16 protein-coding genes are annotated in these 20,207 nt (G+C 42.8%); 5 read left to right on the forward strand and 11 right to left on the reverse strand.

Annotated features, from left to right (window positions below):
- Nucleotides 1–58 precede the first annotated feature (58 nt).
- The 5 genes from QSH61_RS23765 to QSH61_RS23785 form a co-directional block, all read right to left on the reverse strand.
- Entirely contained in the window at nt 59–3,097 is a 3,039-nt protein-coding gene (locus tag QSH61_RS23765; protein ID WP_206472423.1) for an Ig-like domain-containing protein, read from the reverse strand.
- Nucleotides 3,098–3,400: 303 nt separating this feature from the next.
- On the reverse strand, nt 3,401–3,847 hold the full coding sequence (locus QSH61_RS23770; protein WP_010379331.1) for an Hsp20 family protein: 447 nt from the start codon (nt 3,845–3,847) through the stop codon (nt 3,401–3,403).
- A 256-nt stretch (nt 3,848–4,103) separates the two neighbouring features.
- Entirely contained in the window at nt 4,104–4,316 is a 213-nt protein-coding gene (locus QSH61_RS23775) for a tautomerase family protein (protein WP_206472422.1), read from the reverse strand.
- Between the two features lie 10 nt (nt 4,317–4,326).
- Nucleotides 4,327–4,695: a nuclear transport factor 2 family protein gene (locus QSH61_RS23780; protein ID WP_174169420.1), complete on the reverse strand. Its 369-nt coding sequence runs from the start codon at nt 4,693–4,695 to the stop codon at nt 4,327–4,329.
- Between the two features lie 7 nt (nt 4,696–4,702).
- Nucleotides 4,703–5,317 (reverse strand): glutathione S-transferase family protein, encoded by a 615-nt coding sequence (locus tag QSH61_RS23785; RefSeq protein ID WP_206472420.1) that lies wholly within the window; start codon nt 5,315–5,317, stop codon nt 4,703–4,705.
- A gap of 124 nt (nt 5,318–5,441) precedes the next feature.
- Between QSH61_RS23785 and QSH61_RS23790 the strand changes: the two genes are divergently transcribed.
- The 3 genes from QSH61_RS23790 (at nt 5,442) to QSH61_RS23800 (ending at nt 6,867) form a co-directional block, all read left to right on the forward strand.
- The gene (locus QSH61_RS23790) at nt 5,442–6,323 is read left to right on the forward strand and encodes a LysR family transcriptional regulator (RefSeq protein ID WP_206472418.1); all 882 of its coding nucleotides are present in this window, start codon (nt 5,442–5,444) and stop codon (nt 6,321–6,323) included.
- A gap of 78 nt (nt 6,324–6,401) precedes the next feature.
- On the forward strand, nt 6,402–6,560 hold the full coding sequence (locus QSH61_RS23795) for a glycine zipper domain-containing protein (RefSeq protein WP_019647622.1): 159 nt from the start codon (nt 6,402–6,404) through the stop codon (nt 6,558–6,560).
- A 94-nt stretch (nt 6,561–6,654) separates the two neighbouring features.
- A complete protein-coding gene (locus QSH61_RS23800) occupies nt 6,655–6,867 on the forward strand; it encodes a TIGR03643 family protein (protein ID WP_045988026.1) in 213 nt (70 codons plus the stop codon).
- A 35-nt stretch (nt 6,868–6,902) separates the two neighbouring features.
- On the opposite strand, the gene QSH61_RS23805 is transcribed toward QSH61_RS23800, so the two are convergent.
- The 3 genes from QSH61_RS23805 to QSH61_RS23815 form a co-directional block, all read right to left on the reverse strand.
- The gene (locus QSH61_RS23805; protein ID WP_206472417.1) at nt 6,903–7,448 is read right to left on the reverse strand and encodes a GNAT family N-acetyltransferase; all 546 of its coding nucleotides are present in this window, start codon (nt 7,446–7,448) and stop codon (nt 6,903–6,905) included.
- Between the two features lie 63 nt (nt 7,449–7,511).
- The gene (locus QSH61_RS23810) at nt 7,512–9,566 is read right to left on the reverse strand and encodes a S9 family peptidase (protein WP_010604264.1); all 2,055 of its coding nucleotides are present in this window, start codon (nt 9,564–9,566) and stop codon (nt 7,512–7,514) included.
- Between the two features lie 134 nt (nt 9,567–9,700).
- Nucleotides 9,701–10,006, reverse strand: a complete 306-nt coding sequence (locus QSH61_RS23815; protein WP_206472415.1) for a hypothetical protein — start codon at nt 10,004–10,006, stop codon at nt 9,701–9,703.
- 96 nt (nt 10,007–10,102) lie between these two features.
- Between QSH61_RS23815 and QSH61_RS23820 the strand changes: the two genes are divergently transcribed.
- Nucleotides 10,103–11,008, forward strand: coding sequence for a LysR family transcriptional regulator (locus QSH61_RS23820; RefSeq protein WP_174169416.1), 906 nt, complete (start codon nt 10,103–10,105; stop codon nt 11,006–11,008).
- Here the strand turns inward: QSH61_RS23820 and QSH61_RS23825 are convergent.
- The gene (locus QSH61_RS23825; protein ID WP_206472413.1) at nt 10,991–13,591 is read right to left on the reverse strand and encodes a TonB-dependent receptor; all 2,601 of its coding nucleotides are present in this window, start codon (nt 13,589–13,591) and stop codon (nt 10,991–10,993) included. The genes QSH61_RS23820 and QSH61_RS23825 overlap by 18 nt on opposite strands.
- A 99-nt stretch (nt 13,592–13,690) precedes the next feature.
- On the opposite strand from QSH61_RS23825, the gene QSH61_RS23830 reads away from it, so the two are divergent.
- Entirely contained in the window at nt 13,691–15,796 is a 2,106-nt protein-coding gene (locus tag QSH61_RS23830; protein ID WP_206472411.1) for a winged helix-turn-helix domain-containing protein, read from the forward strand.
- Nucleotides 15,797–15,831: 35 nt separating this feature from the next.
- Here QSH61_RS23830 and QSH61_RS23835 read toward each other — a convergent pair whose 3' ends face one another.
- Nucleotides 15,832–17,160, reverse strand: a complete 1,329-nt coding sequence (locus QSH61_RS23835; RefSeq protein WP_206472409.1) for a TonB family protein — start codon at nt 17,158–17,160, stop codon at nt 15,832–15,834.
- Between the two features lie 258 nt (nt 17,161–17,418).
- Nucleotides 17,419–19,995 (reverse strand): TonB-dependent receptor, encoded by a 2,577-nt coding sequence (locus QSH61_RS23840; protein WP_174169412.1) that lies wholly within the window; start codon nt 19,993–19,995, stop codon nt 17,419–17,421.
- Nucleotides 19,996–20,207 lie beyond the last annotated feature (212 nt).

Genomic DNA, 20,207 nt, shown 5'->3' on the forward strand with positions numbered 1-20,207 from the left:
TCAAGTATATTGATCCAAGAGTAAAAACTGATTATTACAATGTTGGGTTGGGAGCAGTCTAGCTAAACCTCAACTTGCGGACGAACCCTGCTAGCAATAGCAGAGACAGTAAGTAAACGGGCATACTTCCGCCACTCTTGCTCTTTGGTTGCTCTTTATCAGTATTGTCTTTGTTGTCGTCAGCTTTTGTCGTGTCGACATTAAGGGTAACATTGCTTGGCTCTGAATAACTCACGCCATCAAACACTCGATACTGAAAGTTTACTTCATAAGTAGCATCATTTTCTGGGGTATAAGACATCAGCCCCGTATTACGGTTTATCTCGACCACACCTTTATTTGGTTGTGATACCAATTCGTAAATAAGCGGGTCTGAATCAGCATCCTGAGCTAAAAGCGTGACACTCATCACTCCAGACTGATTGACCTCGAACTCGACTGGCGGTGCCTGCGGTGTTGAATTCGTATGGTTTACAGTGATGACTTTCTCAATGTGTAGACCATGTTCATTACTCACATTCACGATAAGCATTGCAGGCTCTAACGTTGAAGTCGATGGTGTATATGTAAATTCACCCGTTGCTGTATTACTGAAGACAAACTCACCTGAAGCAGGTGCGCTAGTCACTCCGAACTGAAGAACAGTATTTTCGTCTATGCCTGATAATGACAATGTACCATTAAGCGGAGTACGCCAGTGGGCAGAAAGTGAACTAGATTCAATAAGAAGTGGAGTTCCTTCAATATTAATAGAGACTAAGACGCTTTCGGTAGTTTTTCCTCCAACAGTCATGGAAAGTTCAAACTGGTCTAGTCCGACTTCGCCTGTTGTGGGTGTATAGTTGAAATGACCCAGCGCTCTATCTGAGAAAGAGATATTGCCTTTGCTCGGTGCTTTAGAAATATAAAAGCGATAGTTAAAAGCATCTTTTTCATCTAATAAGGCAAAATTCACGGGGGTAAATTTGTTGGTATTAAACTCAGCTGCACTCAGCTGAAAAGGCTGCTCAGTACTTTCTGAAATTTTATATAATTCTCTGCCATTATCATGTCGTACTAGCCAATAAGTATCCTGATCAATTATTTTAATATCTGCATGGGTTGCGACCACATCAAGGCTTACCAGCTTACTATATTGTTGGCTAGCCAACTTAAAGGTACCCAATTCATTTTCACAGGTAATATGGAGTTGGCCGTCAAGGTGTTGCTCGATATCAATTAATTTCGACGATGCACATAAGGTCGCGATTTCTTGTTTGCTTCCTTGTGCAGAAATGGACTGCAAAGTGCCATTTTGCGTTGTCCCGTAAAGCTTTTCTACCGCGTTATTGGTAAACGTGTAGAGTGATTTAAGATCGCCGAGGTCCAGTGATGAGTGGCTGTATTGAACAAGATTATAGATTGTCGCTCGATTTTTATGTTCGAATACTAACTCTTTAACACCATCACCATCAAAGTCTATTAATGCTATTGACCGTATTAACCCTGGTGCGTGAGTGGGCTCAACAACCCGTGAAATGCTATATTTAGCCACGTCACTATTAAAGTCTTTGATTTCGAATGGTTCTGATATATTGAGATAGTAAAATCCTTCGTGGTGGAGATATTCAGGAGTACCATCACCATCAATATCACCCAAAAATTCGAAACTGCCAATAATGGGCTCTTCGATGTGGTTAGATCCATCCATGTTCAATATATAGCTCTTTTTTTTGTTAAGCATCCTATCATCGATCTGATACACTATTTTATCGTTGCTATTTTTAGCAAAAGGAATTACTGACACCTTTTCAAGGTCTGTTGCAGTATAATAGTTGAGATTGTTTGCGACTTCTTTTGACCATGATTCATTTTGAGTAAATGGGGATATATTTTTCAATGTTGTACTGGTGACTTTGATGTAGTCTGGCTGCCATTTTATATCATTGATACCAGCAACCGTATTATGTCTATCAATAATTCTTAGTTTGTTGTTCTGCTTTGCTAAATACACATCACCATTGAATCCCAGTTCAGTTATTTCACCAAATAAAACTTCTTCGACGTGAAGTTTAGTCTTTTGCTCAATCTTTTCTTTTTTCTCATCACCATACAAGTCCAAATAGCTATAGATATGGTGATAGACTTTAGGTTGATAATCTCCACCTCCTTCTGTGAAATTTTTACCGATAACCTCTTTTTCTCGAGTTAGGTAGTTATAGTATTTTAAATCTAAAGCATAGGGGTAACCGCGACCGCTAAAAACTTCCGCATTAAGTTGATATAAAGTGTTGTTGAACGTTGATGAACGACCATACTTTGAATAGCCAGGCTCCTGCTTACAACTTTCTAGAGAATTTCCTACAGGCCAAATAACGCTGCCGTTTTTTACGTCTATAGTACAGTCCCTATTAACTACTTCATCTGTTCCATCACCGTTTATATCTTTAGTAAATAAATAGGTGCCTGTTACTGCAAGCGTACCAACTTGATTTATTTCATTATCTTGAATTCGGTAGATTTTACCGTCCCACGTCAGCATTTCATTGAACAGATGATTGGTAAACTTCCCAACAACAAATTCATAGTGTGGTAAGTTGTAGTGCGCTTTGGTTTCTAGTGTGTGCATATCGAGTGTAGACATACTGCTTTCATTTATCAGCATGATTTCGACGTCACCATCGTTATCTATGTCTTTAAATTTAACGATCTCAGCGGTTACATTTGGGAGCGCTTTTACATATTTTCTAGCAGTTAAATTGAGAAGGTGTACGTTTTGTGTTTTACTTATAACAACAGCAAAGTGATTATCAGATCGCCTATCATAATAAATTTCGAAAGAATCTATTGATTCATTGTCGCTCTCGAGTTTTATTGAATCAGTCAGTGTTGTTTTTATACCTTCATTTTCAGAAGGTGTATTTACAATATACAATCGTTGCTTGTCGTTATTAATCATTGTAACGATGTCTTTTTTATTATCATTATCAACATCGATGATTCTAATATTACTCAAATCTCTAAAGCTTGAGAAATGCTTTATCTTCTCGACGTAAGCCTGTGATTGTTGGGTTGCTAATAGCAAGGTGAGAAGTGTTGACGTGATGAAAAATTTCATGCTATTCCTTTAAACTATTAAAGTATCAAAGCACTTTGATACTGAAGTACTTTGATTAGGTAGTAGAAGGTAGGTTAGCATAGTTTATTTTAATCTGTAACTGAATTGGGGAAGGTAACGGAGAAAGTGAATGTTGCCTTTTTAACAGCTCTTAAAAAATAAGTATGTTACGACACTACGTTTGCTTGTTTTTAGGGTTGCTTTACACCGCCAGCTCATACATTTTTTACAGAAAAAAAGTCGCCCGAGGGCGACTTGGAAACGTGACATCATGTAAAAACAGGGGGAAGTGACCTTAATCGATTATTTATTTTCGATGAGATTGCCTTTGCCAATTTCAATCTTTCTTGGCTTGAGTGCTTCTGGAATTTCGCGCTCAAGGTCAATAACTAACAGGCCGTTTTCAAGTCCTGCGCCAATCACCTTGACGTGATCGCCAAGTTGGAATTTACGCTCAAAGTTACGCTCTGCGATGCCTTGATGGATAAATTTACGCTCAGCTTTGTCTTCTTTGTTTTGCTTTTCGCCTTTGACTGTCAGAGTATTGTTTTCTGACTCAAGGCTAAGCTCTTGCTCGGTAAATCCGGCAACAGCCATGGTAATTTGGTACTTGTCTTCACCGGTGGCTTCAATGTTATATGGTGGAAAGCTTGGTTGCTTTTCGTTGCGTGATGCTGCATCCATTAGCTGTGCTAAATGGTCAAAACCGATGAATGAACGATAAAGTGGAGATAGGTCTACTGTACGCATAATTTGTATCCTCATAAAGCGATAATTAAGCTATTTATTGCTTCAATTAAAGCCAATAAATAGCATATAAAACATTTACTTAGTTTAGGTTGGGACCCTGTCGGCGTCCTCACAATACTATCTATGGACGAGGCAAATATTTTTCAAGAAACTTTTTTAAAAAAGTTTTTATTTACCTGAATTTTATAAGATTCTTTTTCAAGAAAATTGTCTTTGCAGGTAAAGAAGCACCATCTGATGCCTCTTTTTTATTGCGTCATTTAGGACTTAAGTTTTGCTGTCTCAACATAGAGACTTGATCAAACCCTATTCCCCAGTCGCCAGTTTCAACTTCTTCTATAACGACAAAAGTAACATGTGGCGCTTTATCAAGGACATCCACCATAAGCTGAGTTGCACCTTTTATTAAGGCTTGCTTCTGAGCAGGTGTAACGCCTTCCTTCGTGATTTTAATATTGATGATTGGCATTGGTTATCTCCTACAGATCATCATACATTTTGTTGACGATACGCCATTGTCCATCTTCTTTAAGTAAACCAATAAAGTCGATATAGTGATGTTCAAACAGTGGGCAATACAGCTTGACCATTGCTTGATGGTTTACAACATCCACCGACAAAATACGGTAATTAAAAGCAGCGCTTTGGCTTTCGGGCGTTTGTCGAGATGAAACCAAATCTAGCCACTGTGATTTGGTGCGCCTCATTCCTGGAGCTTTGAGCACCGCGTCAACGTGGAAAACTGCATCCAACTTTTTAATATCTCCTTGGTGTAGCCCGTCAAAATATTGTTGAATAACCGCAGTTACTTTGTCTAAATCCTGTAGTTTGAAAATAGGCTTAGTCATATTAAGCTCATGCGTCTGTACTGTGTGCTTGTTCAGCTGCTATCGAGGCGATAAAGCTGGGCCTTGCCTCAACTGCAGCTAACATTTTGCTGACTTTTTCTGGAATGATAATGTCGACTGGAAAATAGGTGCCCCAACGCGCATATACAGTCAGCATGATATCCGCAGTGGAAACCTGATCGCCGCCTAAAAATGATTGCTGCGCTAACTTTTTCTCGACTAACACCCATAATTCGTTGATGGCAACCGCTGCCGCTTCTAAAAATGGCTGGCGTGCATGCTCATCAGCGATTGCGCCTGTGGCAAAAAACAGACGATTGTAAGCCGGGTGCATAGTAGCATTGGCAAACAGAATGTTTTCTATCGCTTGTTGCTTTTGAAGAACATCAGCTTGAGGAAGAAGGTTATTTTCGTGTTTATTGAGTAGATAAAGTAGGATTGCAGCGCCTTCTACTAAGCAGTTTTCGCCATCGTTAAGAACCGGGATTTTACCTGTTGGGTTAATGGCTAAAAAGTTATCAACACCGCGTTTGTCAACCAGTTCGAAGGGTTGTTTTAATTCTCTTAATATGACTTGCGTTGCTAGCGCACAAGCACCTGGTAAGTAATATAACGTATACATAATGGTTTTCCTCATTTGCTTCTTGGCTAAAAGACAAGCTCAGTGTATAAACTAGATGTTGTTTGATATATAGCTACAATGAGAACCAAGAGTTCACATAGTGGAAACAATAATCAAGGAAAGTATGAATAAGCTACGAGCGATAGAAATGTTTGTAAAACTGGCTGAGGTACGCAGTTTTACTCGTGTTGCAGAGCAATATAATACATCCAAATCCATGATCAGCAAGGAGATCAGCCGACTAGAAGCTGAGCTTGGTGCGCGGCTTATACATCGCACCACGCGCAATTTGCAGCTCACGCATGTGGGAGAAGGCTATTTACAACGTGCTAAGGATATTCTCAATAAGTTAGAGGATGCAGACACCTTCATACAAGAGTCGCAGCAAGCACCAAAAGGTAAGCTAAAGGTGAATGTGCCAATGGTGCTTGGGATCACTGACTTGGCAGCAATGTTCGCCGATTTTATGCAAGCGTATCCCGATGTCGACCTTGAAATACATTTAGGAGATGAGGATATCGACTTAGTAGAACAGGGATTCGATTTAGGTTTTCGGGCTTCCAGTCGCCCGTTTGACTCAAGTTATATAGGAAAAGAAATTACTCAATTTAGCTATCATGTATGCGCCTCACCACAATATTTAGCGAGTCACCCTGCTATCGAATCAGCACCAGATTTAATTCATCATAATTGTTTTGAATACAGCTATTCAAAACGCAGGAACTTATGGCCATTAGACGAAGGTGTGCGAATAAAAGGCTCCCTTAAAGTGAACAATGTCCTTTTTATGTTGCAGGCAATTAAAAGCCACTTGGGAATAGGGATTTTACCTGAATTTGCCTGTAGAGAAGCACTTGAAAAGGGTGAGATAGTCAGTATTTTGCAGCACGCTGACAAGCCAACGCTAGCCTTATATGCACTGTATCCCGCACGCCAATTTGTGCCAGCCGCGGTACTTCAATGTATCGAGTTTTTACAGGCTTGGTTTAAGCGTGACGGGCACTGATTGTTAAGCAAATAAGGTGGTTTACATTTCTTCATTACTTTGCCACATTAACTACTGGCTTAAATGATGGAACGATCAATGAAATGTGATAAACAAAATGCCAATCGAAAAATAGGTCTGGGGCTGGCTATCGGCGCAGGAATTGGCACAGCCGTGGGCGTTGCATCTGGGCAAATCATGTACACCTTACCTATCGGCATTGCGATGGGAATATTGATTGGACGTAAGTATTTTTAATCTAATGAGCTACTCGCTACGTATCTTTGCTTTTAATTAGGGGAAGGTTAAGCAAGTGCAATTTAGTGACTCAGAAATTTCCAGGATCATTGAAATGGCGTGGGAGGATAGGACGCCATTTGAAGCTATCGAACGACAGTTTGAGCTCAGTGAACCTGAAGTGATCAAATTGATGCGTTGTAGCCTAAAACCCAGCAGTTTTAGGCTATGGCGGCAACGAGTAAATGGCCGTAACACTAAGCATATTAAACTTAGAAGCAAAGCGGTCAATCGCGGATATTGCAAAACCCAATACAAACAAAGGTAACGCGTTATCTAAACCTTTGGGTATTAGTCTTTGCTTTATTGAAGGTCGCTTGCAAGTAAGCCGAATAGTGCAGAGTCTGAGACTTCACCAGCAATTTCCCAGCGAGCACGTAAGTGACCTTCTTTAGTAAATCCAAGTTTTGTTAGCACTTTGGCTGAGCCGATATTAGCGGGATCAATTTCAGCTTCAATACGCCTCAACTGCAGTGTTGAAAAAGCATAGTTAATGAGTGCAGAGCCCGCTTCTTGAATGACACCTTGCCCCCAGTGAGATTTGGCAATACCAAAGCCAATTTCGGCGCGACGTGACTCTTTATCCCAGCTAAAAAGTAAACATTTACCAATTAATGTTTCATCACTTTTCGAAACAATGGCCAGTGTGATCGCTTGTTGCGTAGTCAAATCTTCATGTGATTGCTTGATAAATTGCGTTGCATCCTCAAGGCATTCCCAAGGTGGCGTGTTCCAATAGCGCATGACGTCTGCGTCTGAGAATATGGCAAATAGCGCTTCGGCGTCTTGTGAGGTTAGGGGTCTAAGTGTGAATCGCTCGGTGTCGAGTTGGATTGTAGTTAATTGCAATATCTTTTTTCCTTGATAAAAAGGGCGCAAATTCGCGCCCCAAACAATAAGCTGCTTGCTTACTTATTTATTTGCGTCTTTAACGGCTTTTAGCTTCGCCGCGTGGTCAATTTCATAATCTGGCATGTCTTTTTTGCCTTCGATTAGGTAGTTGTCCATCCAGCGCATCAAGCGCAAGCTGTAATCGTATTGAGCCGCAGCTTTGCGGTTACCGTGACCTTCGCCTGGATAGTAAACTAGACGTACGTCTTTACCTTGCACTTTCATATAGCGATATAGCTCCATAGACTGTGCTGGGTGTACTCGCGGGTCATCTTTACCATGCATAATGAGTAATGGCGTCTTTGATTGACCAGCCCAGTAAATCGGACTGCGCTCTAGGTACCACTGCCACTTATCCCAAGGGTAAGAGCGAGCGTGCACTAAGTACATTTCGTTTGAGATATCGGTAGTACCAAACTTAGATAGTTGGTTCGTTACCCCAACAAACATCACGCTTGCTGCAAAGTGTTCGGTTAGTTTTGTAGCACCCCAAGCTGAGGCATAACCGCCGTAAGAGCCACCAGTAATACCAACACGCTTAGTGTCTACTAAACCGGTATTGACTAGGTATTCTTTCATATCTACTAAGTCGTCAAACTCTTTACCTGCGTAGTCGCCTTGGCCAAGTTTTGAGTAATCAACGCCTTTACCTGTCGAACCACGGTAGTTTGGATAGAATACCGCATAGCCGCGTGCTGCGCCCATTTGACCCGGATCTGAATAGCTCGTGAGCCAGCCATTCTTATCGTGGCTTTCAGGACCACCGTGCACCGACATGATCAGTGGATAACGTGTACCTTCTTGGTAATCAAGTGGATAAATTAATACGCCACCAATTTCAACGCCATCGCGGGCTTTGAAGTTAATAGCCTCTTGTTTTGCAAAACGTTTGTTGTCTAACCACGGGTTTGAGTTTGATAGACGAGTTGCCTTGCTTGAGCGGATCACAAACACTTCATTTGGGTGCTTAGCTGTATTTGCACGTAGGGCAATGGTTTTGTCTGAGTCAGAGATAGATAGATTCGATGCGATAAACTTACCTTCTTTGATAAGTTTCTTGTATTTGTTTGAGCCAACTTTAATTTGGCCAACAAAACTCTCAGCGCCGACGTTTGCGACAAAAGTCAGCTGGTTTTTGCGGTTTGACCACTCAAAATCACCGATGTGACCCATAAAGTTTGGGATCCACTCTTCTACTTTGCCGCTTTGTGCATCGGCAAGGTATAAGCGACCAGTTGCCGGATCATGCTTGTCTTCAGCGCCTAAAATCGCGATGTATTTACCATCGTGAGAAAACTCTGCGGTACCAAGCTTACCTTCTGTTTTGAACGAAGTGGTAATTTGTTGTGTTTTTGCATCAAGTACATGCCATTGTGACTTCATATACTTGTCATCAATAAGCGCTGTAGGCTGGGTTTTTACCAGTAATTTAGAGGCATCGTCAGCCCAGTTTATTTCACTAACATAACCTTCGATGTTTAGTGCCGCTGGGGTCAATGGTTTTTCTGACGCTGCAAGATCAATGATATGAAGCTGTTTGTTTTTTAAACCCAGTTCATACACTTCAGCCATAAAACCTAGCTTTTTCAGCTCTTTTTCTGACTTATCGGCAGCTGGCATTGCAAGGATTGCAACCTGTTTGCCATCAGGGCTTAGACTATAAGCCGAGATCCCAGTTCCTTTTAGTGAAAGCACTTTCTGTGCTTCCCCACCGTTTACCGCGATGCGATAAAGGGCGCGTTGCTTGTCTTCTTTTTTCTTGGTTAGGAAATAAATGAACTGACCGTCGGCCGACCAAGAGATGCTTGATATGCTCACTTTACCGGTGATAAATGGGCGCTCTACACCTTCGTCGTCAACCACATAAAGTTCACTGTAATTAGAACCATTTTGGTCAACGTAAAGCTCGCGCGGTACCGAGCGAGTAAAAGCAACGAGTTCGCCGTCAGGACTCACCGACGTTGAGCTTACCGATTGGATCTTTGGGATGTCTTCAATAGTGATGGTATCGCTTGCGAGGCTTGCAGCACTGGTGAAGCCCATTGCTAAAGCCAAAGCAGACTTAAGTAGTTTCATTATTTATCCTAAATTTTCATTCACTTGTTGTAACTTCAAGATGAAGTTTTTAGGCATTCTACTTGTCACCAGAATAAAAACCAATGTTTGCGATTAATTGTCGGTTAAGTCTGATAAAGCAAAACCGTTATCTTTTATAGGCCAAAATTCAGCGCGCCTGAATAATCAGCCTGAAACGGCATTAGGTGATTAAGTGCATACGAAATGTTGCCTTTGTCATCCATGATGTAGATAGAAGCACCACAGTGTTTGCAAAAACCATGCTCTTGGATGGTTTGAGCTTTCGAATGCGGCACCACAAATCGTTCGAGAGATTTACAAGGGTTTTCGATCAGACCATGAGCCTGAATAAACTGCACACCAGTGCATATTTCGTTGGCTGTTGTCGTGATGAAAATACGATAGTGGATCTGGCCGCAGTGGCACGACGTGGTGATCATGTTGATGTCCTTTGTTTTCTTTTGAGTTAAGTTTACTTTTTATTTTTAGTTAATATATATTCATTTGGTGTAAATACTTTTTCCTAAGAGGAAATAATGAGAAAGGAATACGATAAACTTCACTTACTTAAAATATTATGTTGTGTCGCTGAGCAACACTCCTTCAGTCGAGCTGCAGAGCAGCTCGGTACCACGACTTCAGCGGTGAGTAAATCGATAGCGCAGCTAGAGTCGTCTTATGGACAAGTACTTTTAAATAGAACAACCCGTAAACTCGCCTTGTCTGATGCCGGTAAGTTGGTTTATGAAAAAGGGAAAAAGATCCTTCGCGCGCTACGCGATTTGGAAGAGGAAGTTGAACAAGTTGGTGTGCATCAATCCGGGCATCTAAAAATAACCTTTCCAAATACGATAGGGCGTATGCTACTGAGCCAAATTTGTATCGATTTTCAAAAGCGCTATCCACAAATAAAGTTAGAGCTGATGTTTACTGCAGCAAATCAGGATTTAATCGAAGATGAGATTGATGTCGCTTTTAGGCTCTCTGCTGCACTTAAAGACAGTCAATTTTATGTCTTGAAATTAATCAATATAAACTCGACTTTTGTTGCTGCTCCCTGTTATTTGGCGGCGCATGGGAAGCCCGAGCAATTGGACGAACTGAGTAGGCATAACATGTTGTTATCAAAACTTAATCATGTTGAAGATAGTTGGCATGACGGAACTCGAAGTTATGCTTTGCAAGGTAATTTGATAGCGAACAGTCGCTTTCACATTCGAGAGGCGGTGTTGGCAGGATTGGGGATTGCCATGCTACCGTCTTATTTCTGCCAACGGGATATTGATTCGGGCGCTTTGGTTGAGCTGTTTCCCGAGCAAAATAGGCCTGAAGTTACTTTGCATGCCATATATAAAGTGAAACGAGAGCACTCTGCAAAGCTAGATTTATTCTTAGGGTTTGTACAGGCGCAATTATCATGCAAATCAGAATTGGTACCTTAGCCCCGCGTAGTAGCGCCGACCATTCACATATACCCCTGTTGGTGCGTACTCATTGCGGTCATAGGTATAGATTTGTTCGTCGGTTAAATTAATAAACTCAAATTGTGCATCAAGGTTATCACTTAATTTCACCGTGAGGCTGCCGTCTAACTGACCGTAGTTATCCATCATGGTCTCGCCTACACCGGTGGCAAACTGGGTTCGATAATTATAGCTAAGCCTTGCGCTAAATTGGTGGTTCTCGTAGTAAGCGGTGAGGTTAGCGCTGTGTTTTGAGGTGCCTGGCACTTTGTTCTGTAAGCCAACGTCAGCGTTGTCACGTTCTCCATCAACATAGGTGTAATTGGCGATTAACCCAAATCCGTACGCAAGTGTCTGCTGGTAGCTTAGTTCAACGCCACGGATACTGCCGCCAGCGCCATTACTGGGCCTATCGATAGACATCAAAATGCTTTCATGACGCTCAAGCTTTCGCTCAAACTCAATAAAAGACTCCACATCTTTGTTAAATAAGGCGATTGAGGCGAGTCCTGCATCGTCAAAGTACCACTCAAGGCTGGCATCAAACTGCGCCGCTCTATATGGATCTAAGCTGGCGTTACCACCTTGTCCTTGAGCTTGGGTCACGTTGTAATTGGTTGAGGGCATAAGGTGGTGAAATTGCGCTCGTGACATGACGCGCGCAACGGAAAAACGGCCAACCAGACTTTCGCTTAAATCAAACTTGATATTGGCGCTGGGTAGAATATCGATGTAATCCCGAGATTCTTCATGCCAAACATAGCTGTCGGGCGCTTCGATGGGGGAGGCGACACGTTTAAATGCGGCAGAGTCTTGAAAAGTTTTGACCACCCGTACCCCAATGTTGGCTGCATAGGATTCACCAGCGAGTTGCATTTGACCGTAAGCGGCGGCGGTTTTTTCTGTAATATGAAAACGACTGGCTTTTTCTATCTCTTGTTCAAAATTGAGCGTATCGAAGTCTTTGGCGAGCAGTGTAATATCGGCATAACTGTAGTTTTTTAAGGTGTTTGCACTACCTACGCCGCGCAAATAATCATCCACAAAAGTGCCCGGATAGGCGGCCAGTGTAGTGCCAAGCTCGCCGGCTAGACCATCAAGCCCTCCATCTTTTGAGCGATAGCGCAAAAAGTCCCGTTGATGGTCCTTGAGTTTAATGCCAAATTTAATCGCGTCGACCTGTTTAAAGTCGATATCGTACGCAAAATCGGCTTGCGCGAAGTATGATTTATCTTTGCCATCTTGGCTGTCATTTCGAGCTTCGGTGATAAACCAACTCGCCGCATCTAACGGAGAAGCCCCATAACTTGCGATAATGTTTTTTTGCATTGACGTATCAACATGAAAGCGGGTGTTAGCAGAAAACTGTGACGTGACGTCTTCTTTGGTGCCACCTGAGCCGTGGCTTAGACCCACTTGAAATTGGCTCGACCAATAAATACCGTCATAGACTAAGTCTAGATGAGCACTTTTAGTGCTGATCTGCGAATCTCGCCAAATGGCTTCCATGCTGGTATTGAACGGCGCAGCTGTGGGTAAATAGTGGGCGCTCACCAAAGTACCATCTTGTACATGTAAATCGGTTACCCCGCCGCCTAGGTCAATAGACTTTGCACTTTGCCAGAGAAAGTTTTGATTGTTGTTGTCTGCGTTTAGATGAGAATAAAGTAAGTGGCTATTTAACCTAAGCCGTGGGGAAAGCTGGAATGCGGCATTGACTGTATAAGCTTGCAACTCTCTTTGCTGCTGAAAAATCGCGGAACCCCCACCTCCTGGAAACCATAACGTCTGGCTTTTGTCTTGTGGGGTCTGCTGGGTGGCATACCAAGTATCACCTTCACCTTGGTATAATGTTCTATCGTGCCACCCCCACGATTCTAGGCCGTCGCGTCTGAGGCTGCGATCTCGTCGTGTTGCGGTAAAAAGTACAGCATAGTCGCCACTTTCGCTATGGTAGTTATAAATTGCAGATAATTGTGGGTCGAGTTTATCGCTCAAGTCACTGTATTGGAACTGGGCCGTTACAACGCCATAGCCTGAAGGCGTAAGCAGAGGGTCGCGGGTTTTTATATTGATTGCACCACCTAATGACCCTTCATCCTGCATAGCTTGTGGTGTTTTGAACACCTCAAGGCTAGAGACGATTTCACTGGGTAATAAGGTAAAATTAAAGCCTCGGCTTGGCTGACTTGAGATCCACCAATCAGCGGAGGCGAGATATTGACCATTCAAATAAGTTCTATTTTGCTCGGGGGTTGTGCCTCGCACGCCGATCCGCTCACCTTCACCTTGTGCTCGAGAGAGTGAAATACCGGTGATCCGTTGCAGCGCCTCTGCGACGTTTTTATCTGGAAACTTACCTATGTCTTCAGCACTGATCGTATCTGAAACTTGTTGATTGTGACGTTTATTACTGAGAGACTTGACAACGCTGTCATGGAAGGCACGGATTTCGATGCGTTCTATGGTATTTTCAGCTGTCTGATTTTGCTCAACGGCATAACTTGCAGCTGTGATAAAGAATGCGCTACAAGAAACTGTTCGGATGAGAAATTCTGACATTGTGCTCAACTTATAATACGAGTAAGTTACCTTTAGTTGATACTCATAATACGCTTTTATTACGAGCCTAACCATAGTTTTACAAATTTTTAGTAGTTGATGGTTGAAAACCTAGAAAAACGTTTTTTAATCAATGAGATACTTGTCGACCTGAGCAATTTATCTGTGTGTGTTGACGGTTCTTGGAGAAGCATCGAAGCGAAACATGCTGCATTATTACGTCTATTGATTGCTAACAAGGGACAGGTTGTTACCAGAGATGCCATCTTAGATATCGTATGGCCCGGTACTATCGTCAGTGATAACTCTGTTAGCCAGCTGGTGGTACAGCTACGTAAGCTGCTTGGTGACAGTTCAAACGAGCCAAAAATAATTAAAACGGTACCACGCCTAGGTTATCAATGTATTGCACAAATTGAAAAAGCCCCGACGCTACTTGAGCAAGTAGAGGAGCTGTCTCGTGGGCGTGGCGCACAATTTGCGCTGCTCGGGTTTTTTATGGGTCTTGTGGTGACTTTGCTTGGCGTTTTTATTACCAAGCAGTGGCAAAGTGACTTGCAACAGCAGCCCGTCACTGCAACTCGGATCACGTCCTCACCGGGTGCTGAAGTCTTTGTGCGCTTTTCTCCAAATGGTAACTATTTAGCCTACAGTTATTTAGCTGAGGGAGCCGATCAATTTGATTTGGCGGTCTATGATCTTGAGACTAAAACAACCCATACGATAAAAAGCAGCGGTTATAGTGAAGAGTCAGCAAGTTGGTCTTTAGATGGTAACTGGCTGATTTATTCGCGCTCGGATCCGGTTTCCTGTGAAGTACGGGCGTTACACGTTAAAGGTCCAATAGAAATGTGGCGACTAGCGCGCGATAGCGTGCTTGGCAGCTGTAATAGTGCACAAGACTCAGCGCCTTGGCTAGAATATCGAGCGGGCCATTTTATCACTAAGTCTTGGGATAAAGCTGGGACCTATTTGCAATCTGTAGCGGTCACTTTTGCGGATAATCAACCTAAAGTGCTCAACACCACGGCGTTGCCTATTCGCGATGTAACACATTATCAAGTTAACCAACAAACGCTGTTGTATCAGGTAAAAGAGCAGGGCGTTTATCGGCTTAATCTGGGGCAACTTGGGGACCTTGAAAGCCAAACCACCACACTCTCCAAGCAGTCTTTTTCGGCATTGAGTCATGGTTATGAGGACGATACGGTTATTATCGCCAAACAAAACTTGAGTGTACTTAAAGGTCGTGAGCAACAGTTATTATACTCCGGATTTGGTGCGATATCTGAGATTGATGTCAATGCGAACTTGCGTGCTTCGGCGCACACTGAGGGCGTGGCTGAAATTAACTTTTATCAGCTTGCTGTAGACGCACAAAGCGAAGCACAGCAAAAGCAGTTGACGTCGCCCGCTCGAATGGACCTACTTGCCGCATTGTCTGATGATGGCGCACATTTTGTGTATGCCTCGGTGACAACCAAAAATAACGATGCGCCACAATTTGAGCTGTGGCATAAACATGCTTTTCGGCCAACGTCGAGTTTGCTTGGTACTATGCCGCTGGGAGAAGTGCCTATTTTGCTATTGCTGTCGCCTAATAACGAATATCTCGCCGTATTATCAAAGTCGCACAAAGTGTATTTAATAAGCTCTTTTACTAAAGAGGTGAAAAAAGTAGTTGATAACTTTGCCGAAATTGCCGACTTGCATTGGTCACAGGATGGTAGAAACCTGTATTATCGAGCGAAGCTCTCGGCGGAAGCAAAATGGCAGGCATGGCAATTTACCGTATCTCAAGGGCGCAGTGAGCAACAACCTCTGGTAACGCACTCACCTGATTTACCTCTTACTCAAAAGAACCCTAGCTTTGTGGGGTATAAAGAACAAGTTAGGGAATACCTAATTACTGCGCTCACTGAGACATTTGATGTAGAGCAGTTACGTGGGTCTTTATCTCTTTATCAGCCTGCAGTATATCGAGATGGGGTTTACTTTGTACTGAAAAGAGGCCACCAATTGGTGCTTTATCGTTATTTAAGTAGTGAAAACAAGGTCGAAGAAATTCAACCAATTGGGTTACACCTTTACGCTGGGTTTACCGAGTTACAGGTATTATCAAGCTTTGATGGCAGTCATGTAGTATTCAATCGGATCAACAACTATGAAAGTGACATAGTATTACTGGAGTACGGTGACCGATGAAGACATCAATGTTACGAAGCCCTGGTTGGGTACAGTTAGTTAGCTAGCTTTTGCTGGAATAAGCGTATTGCTTTACTACTCCAATTGCGCTGTGATGCCGACTTCAATGCTTGTGAGGCAAGCTTCTTGGCCTCTGCCTGATTATCTGTAAGCTTGGCAGATAGTAGCAGCAGTTCAGGGTGTTCGGGATCGATGGTGAGACCATGACGCAGCCAAGCCTTTGCCTGAGTTTTGTCGTTGAGACGAGTTAAATAAGTGTTTGCTAATAGAAGTGTGGAGCGCAAATGGCCGTTGTTCGAAGCTTCGGTAAGTACTTGTAGCGCACGTTGAGTATCTTGCAGCTCTGTGTTTGTAAGTAGTGATCGTGCTAAGCGATATTTTGCGATATCCATGGTTTGTGCTGCGTGTTCAAGCCAAAGTACACTAAGTCGATGCTCTCCCACATTGATAAGTTGAGTTGCTAAACGATATTGTGCCAAGTCCAAGCCATTTTTGGCTGCGGCTAAATATAATTCATTTTCTGGTTCTTCAGCGCGCCAGTGATAGCGCAGCAGCTGATACGCGTTGTAATCTTTCATACTCAACCAGTTAGCAATATAGTATTGTACTTGCGCCACACCACGTTCTGCAGCGTCGATATTCTGCTTTAGCTGTTTTTCGTAGGCCTTCTTTTGAATGGCTAAGGTTTCGCGATATTGCTCGCCTTTATATGTCGCAAAATGGTAAATCAGCGTGTGTGCATGCTTTGGTCCACTATATCGCCACTTCTCTACAGCATTTAACAGGCTAGCGGTGAATATGTGCTTGGGGTAGCTATCTACGACCTCAATATTGGTTGCCTTACCGCTTTGGTCGATATCAAACTCTAACCAAACCCAGCCCTCAACCCCTTGTCGTACGGCCTCATCAGGATAGTCAGGTAATACATCGTGAGTTTTACTCGGCGTAGAAACGATATTGGGTTGTTTGAGCCGGGCAAGTGTTGAATCAAGTAAGTAGGTGTCTGCCAAACGATTTTTTTGAAGTGTTACGAAATCTTTTAGGCCACTTTGGTCGTCGGACTGCTGCAAAACGAGTTGCGCAGTTTGAAAGGCTTCAGCAATACCGAACTCTTTAGCCAATGAAAACCAAGAAAAGGCATTTGTGGCACTTTGTTCGGTTCCTTGACCGTACAAATACATCACCCCAAGATTATACATGGCGTCTGCATTACCTAACTGAGCTAGGCGATTGAATTCAGAAAATGCAAGAGTGAATTCTTCATTCTGATAGGCGAGGGTAGCATCATAAAGATCGGCTTTTGTCTGCCAACTTATACTCAGAAAAAATGAAAAAATAAGCCCAGAAATGAGATTGTTGCGCATTTTATTGATTACTCATCCTCGGACTGCTCTTTGGGGTTGCTGTGGCCATTTTTAATAGGCTATATAACCACAATATAAGGGAAATTTAAATAATAAAAGCTGATAGCAAACGCTACCAGCTTTTTGGAACTCCGGGCAGGGAGTTTACTAAGTCGAACCTGTGTTAGCTTGGAAGCGACTTAATTCGAGTCATGAAACTATTTCTTTACGACTAATAAGACCAGATTTAGCGGTAAAAGTTTCATTCGCTATTCGGTGTTAGAAGTTAAATCTAACCCCCGCGCTAAAACGCCTTCCATCGGCATAGACACCCGTTAGTGCTTGCTCAACTCCCTTTTCCTGATAGCTAAATGTATGTTCATCCGTCAAGTTGATGGCCTCAAGAATAAATGCCACATTCTCATTGTAGTTATAGGTAAGGTTGGCATCTACTTGACCATAATCGTCAATGTATCCTGGCCAGTCGCGACCTGTATCATACCCTGTTCTGAAGTTGTATGAGATACGGGCACTAATGAATTCGTTTTCATAATAAGAACTCAAGTTAACGGTATGCTCAGAGTTGCCTGGGATAGTGATGTCGTTACCTTCATCATCTTTGGCTTCACCATCTACATAGGTATAGTTAGCTGCAACGCCAAAACCTTCGTATAGCTCTTGTTGATAACCCACTTCTAGGCCTTGAATGCGGCCTGCTTTCCCATTAACAGGGCGGCTGATCAGCACTTCTTTACCTTCGTGAGTTTCAAGTGCTGGTTGGCTCTCGATAAACGACTGAATGTCTTTGTAGAAAAATACCGCAGAAAAAAGACCTGCATCGCTAAAGTACCACTCGATTCCGGTATCAAACTGCGTCGCTCTATATGGGTCGATGTCAGGATTACCGCCAGTGCCGGTTTGTGTTTCTAGGTTGTATGAGGTTGATGCTGTCATATCGGCGTAATCTGGGCGAGACATAACTCGTGCCGCAGAAAAACGCATTAATAAATCGTCATCTAAGTCAATTGCCAAGTTAATGCTTGGAAGAATGTCGAAGTAGTCCTTTTCTTCCGTTGTCCATACCTCAGCACCGGACTCACCTGCAAACGCGGATGAGGTTTGTTTGGTATTTACAAGCCTTACGCCTAAATTACCGCGTAGACCATCTGCATCCAGATTCGCTTTAATGTAGCCTGCGGTAATTTTTTCATTGATATCGAAAGTACTGGCCTTCAATACTCGGTAATTCCAACCCAGCGCATCACCTTCTTGGCGTATTTTATCTGAATCAGTGATTGCATAGCTGCGCGTTGTGCCTGCTGAGCCTATGCCTGAAAGGTAATCAGAAGGCATGGCTTTAGAGTAATCAGCTAGACTCCAGTTTAAGTCGGTACGATTATCCGTTGTGTGTTTGGTATTAAAACGACTGTGATCACGATATTTAAAGCCTACTTTGATCTGGTTAAAGATAGCGACATCAATTGGGCGTTTAAAATCGGCTTGAAAATAAGTTTCATCATCTTTCGCATCATTGCTGTCATAACGTAAAAAGCCTAAATTCCATTTATCACCATCGTTTGGATCGGCAGCATAACTGGTCTTTACGTCTTCCTCTTGTGACGCATCAAAGCTGTGAACATAGTTGCCTTCCCAACCAACGGAGCGATCCGCTTGTGAACCACCCGAACCTTCTGTGTAACCTAAGTGATATGAAGATTCCCAAAGTTGCCCTTGATGTTCAACTTTTAAGTCGTACGATTTGGTTTTGAGCTCAGAGTTACGTACTTTGGTCTCATCCAGAATGTTATTACCATCTGGTGATAAGCCAAGCGTCCCGCCGACGGCCATCTTTCCAACTACGGGGTGGTCGATAACGGTAATGTCAGTATATTGTGAGCCGCCGTAACCGGGTAACCACAGGAAGTTTTGGTTTTCATTGTCGGCTTCAAGTGTAGAGTCTAACGCATTGAATACAATGTCCATATTTTCATTTGGACGATATTGCAAGGCGAGGTTTATACCCGTGCGCACGCGCTGCTGTGAGAACATTGCTGAGCCGCCACCGCCAGGGCTGTAGACATTGTCGACGACGGTACCGTCTTCAAGTGTGATATCACGATAGGTCCAAGACCACGCTTCAATACCATCACGACGTAAGTTGCGCTCTTGGCGCACGACAGAAATTAAGGCGCCAAAAGATTCATCATCGGTCTTAAAGTTGTACATAGCGGAAAGTTGCGGGTCGGTTTCACCTGACACTTCGCTGTGCTGTGCGATAATTGAACCTGCAATTTTATTTGCTTCTAAATCAAGCGGCTTACGTGTTCTAACAATCACGGTTCCACCAATAGAGCCTTCGTCAATATCGGCTTCTGGTGATTTGTAAACTTCAAGCCCAGAAATGATTTCAGAGGGTAACATTGTGTAGTTAAATCCACGGCTCGCCGCTGAGTTAGTCCACCAGTCCGCTGAGCCAACAGCTTGACCATTTAATAAGGTCCGGTTTTGGCTTTCACCTGTGCCTCGAATGCTAACGCGTTCACCTTCACCAAAACTACGCGTGATTGAAACACCGGTAATTCGTTGTAATGATTCGGCAACGTTTTGATCTGGAAATTTGCCAATGTCTTCGGCGGTTACTGCATCAACAATGGCGTCTGAGTATCTTTTTGTATTGAGTGATTGAACAACGCTGCCACGGATCCCTCTGACTTGAATAACTTCAACTTCACCATTTTTAGCTGCTTCTTGATTGTTGTTTTCTTCAGCGAGTGCTAGACCCGGTGCAAAAAGTACCGAGCCGAGCAAAGATTGGCTGATTAATACAGCCAGTTTTTTCTTGTTATTGCGAAACATAAATTCCCCTTGAGTGCTTACTTGTGGTTGACCTCGAGAAAGATTAAACACCAGCGGGGTTTGTTAAATCTTGAATTGAAATGAATAGTTATGAATTTGGTGGTTTTTTGCTTTAATTTTTCTTATTTTATTGAAATATATGGTTATAAAATAATTTTTTCTGGATTTTGTGCTGTTTAAATTAAGTTTACTAGAGTGATTTTGCTTTGTTT

It is taken from the genome of Pseudoalteromonas sp. JC3 (genome assembly GCF_030291895.1).
Lineage (GTDB): Bacteria > Pseudomonadota > Gammaproteobacteria > Enterobacterales > Alteromonadaceae > Pseudoalteromonas.

Coding starts and splice junctions, on each gene's coding strand:
- QSH61_RS23780 (WP_174169420.1), bottom strand. CDS start 4,695: ATGACTAAGCCTATTTTCAAACTACAGGATTTAGACAAAGTAACTGCG.
- QSH61_RS23820 (WP_174169416.1), top strand. CDS start 10,103: ATGAGAAAGGAATACGATAAACTTCACTTACTTAAAATATTATGTTGT.
- QSH61_RS23800 (WP_045988026.1), top strand. CDS start 6,655: ATGGCGTGGGAGGATAGGACGCCATTTGAAGCTATCGAACGACAGTTT.
- QSH61_RS23810 (WP_010604264.1), bottom strand. CDS start 9,566: ATGAAACTACTTAAGTCTGCTTTGGCTTTAGCAATGGGCTTCACCAGT.
- QSH61_RS23775 (WP_206472422.1), bottom strand. CDS start 4,316: ATGCCAATCATCAATATTAAAATCACGAAGGAAGGCGTTACACCTGCT.
- QSH61_RS23770 (WP_010379331.1), bottom strand. CDS start 3,847: ATGCGTACAGTAGACCTATCTCCACTTTATCGTTCATTCATCGGTTTT.
- QSH61_RS23840 (WP_174169412.1), bottom strand. CDS start 19,995: ATGTTTCGCAATAACAAGAAAAAACTGGCTGTATTAATCAGCCAATCT.
- QSH61_RS23815 (WP_206472415.1), bottom strand. CDS start 10,006: ATGATCACCACGTCGTGCCACTGCGGCCAGATCCACTATCGTATTTTC.
- QSH61_RS23795 (WP_019647622.1), top strand. CDS start 6,402: ATGAAATGTGATAAACAAAATGCCAATCGAAAAATAGGTCTGGGGCTG.
- QSH61_RS23830 (WP_206472411.1), top strand. CDS start 13,691: ATGGTTGAAAACCTAGAAAAACGTTTTTTAATCAATGAGATACTTGTC.
- QSH61_RS23825 (WP_206472413.1), bottom strand. CDS start 13,591: ATGTCAGAATTTCTCATCCGAACAGTTTCTTGTAGCGCATTCTTTATC.
- QSH61_RS23835 (WP_206472409.1), bottom strand. CDS start 17,160: ATGCGCAACAATCTCATTTCTGGGCTTATTTTTTCATTTTTTCTGAGT.
- QSH61_RS23790 (WP_206472418.1), top strand. CDS start 5,442: ATGAATAAGCTACGAGCGATAGAAATGTTTGTAAAACTGGCTGAGGTA.
- QSH61_RS23765 (WP_206472423.1), bottom strand. CDS start 3,097: ATGAAATTTTTCATCACGTCAACACTTCTCACCTTGCTATTAGCAACC.
- QSH61_RS23785 (WP_206472420.1), bottom strand. CDS start 5,317: ATGTATACGTTATATTACTTACCAGGTGCTTGTGCGCTAGCAACGCAA.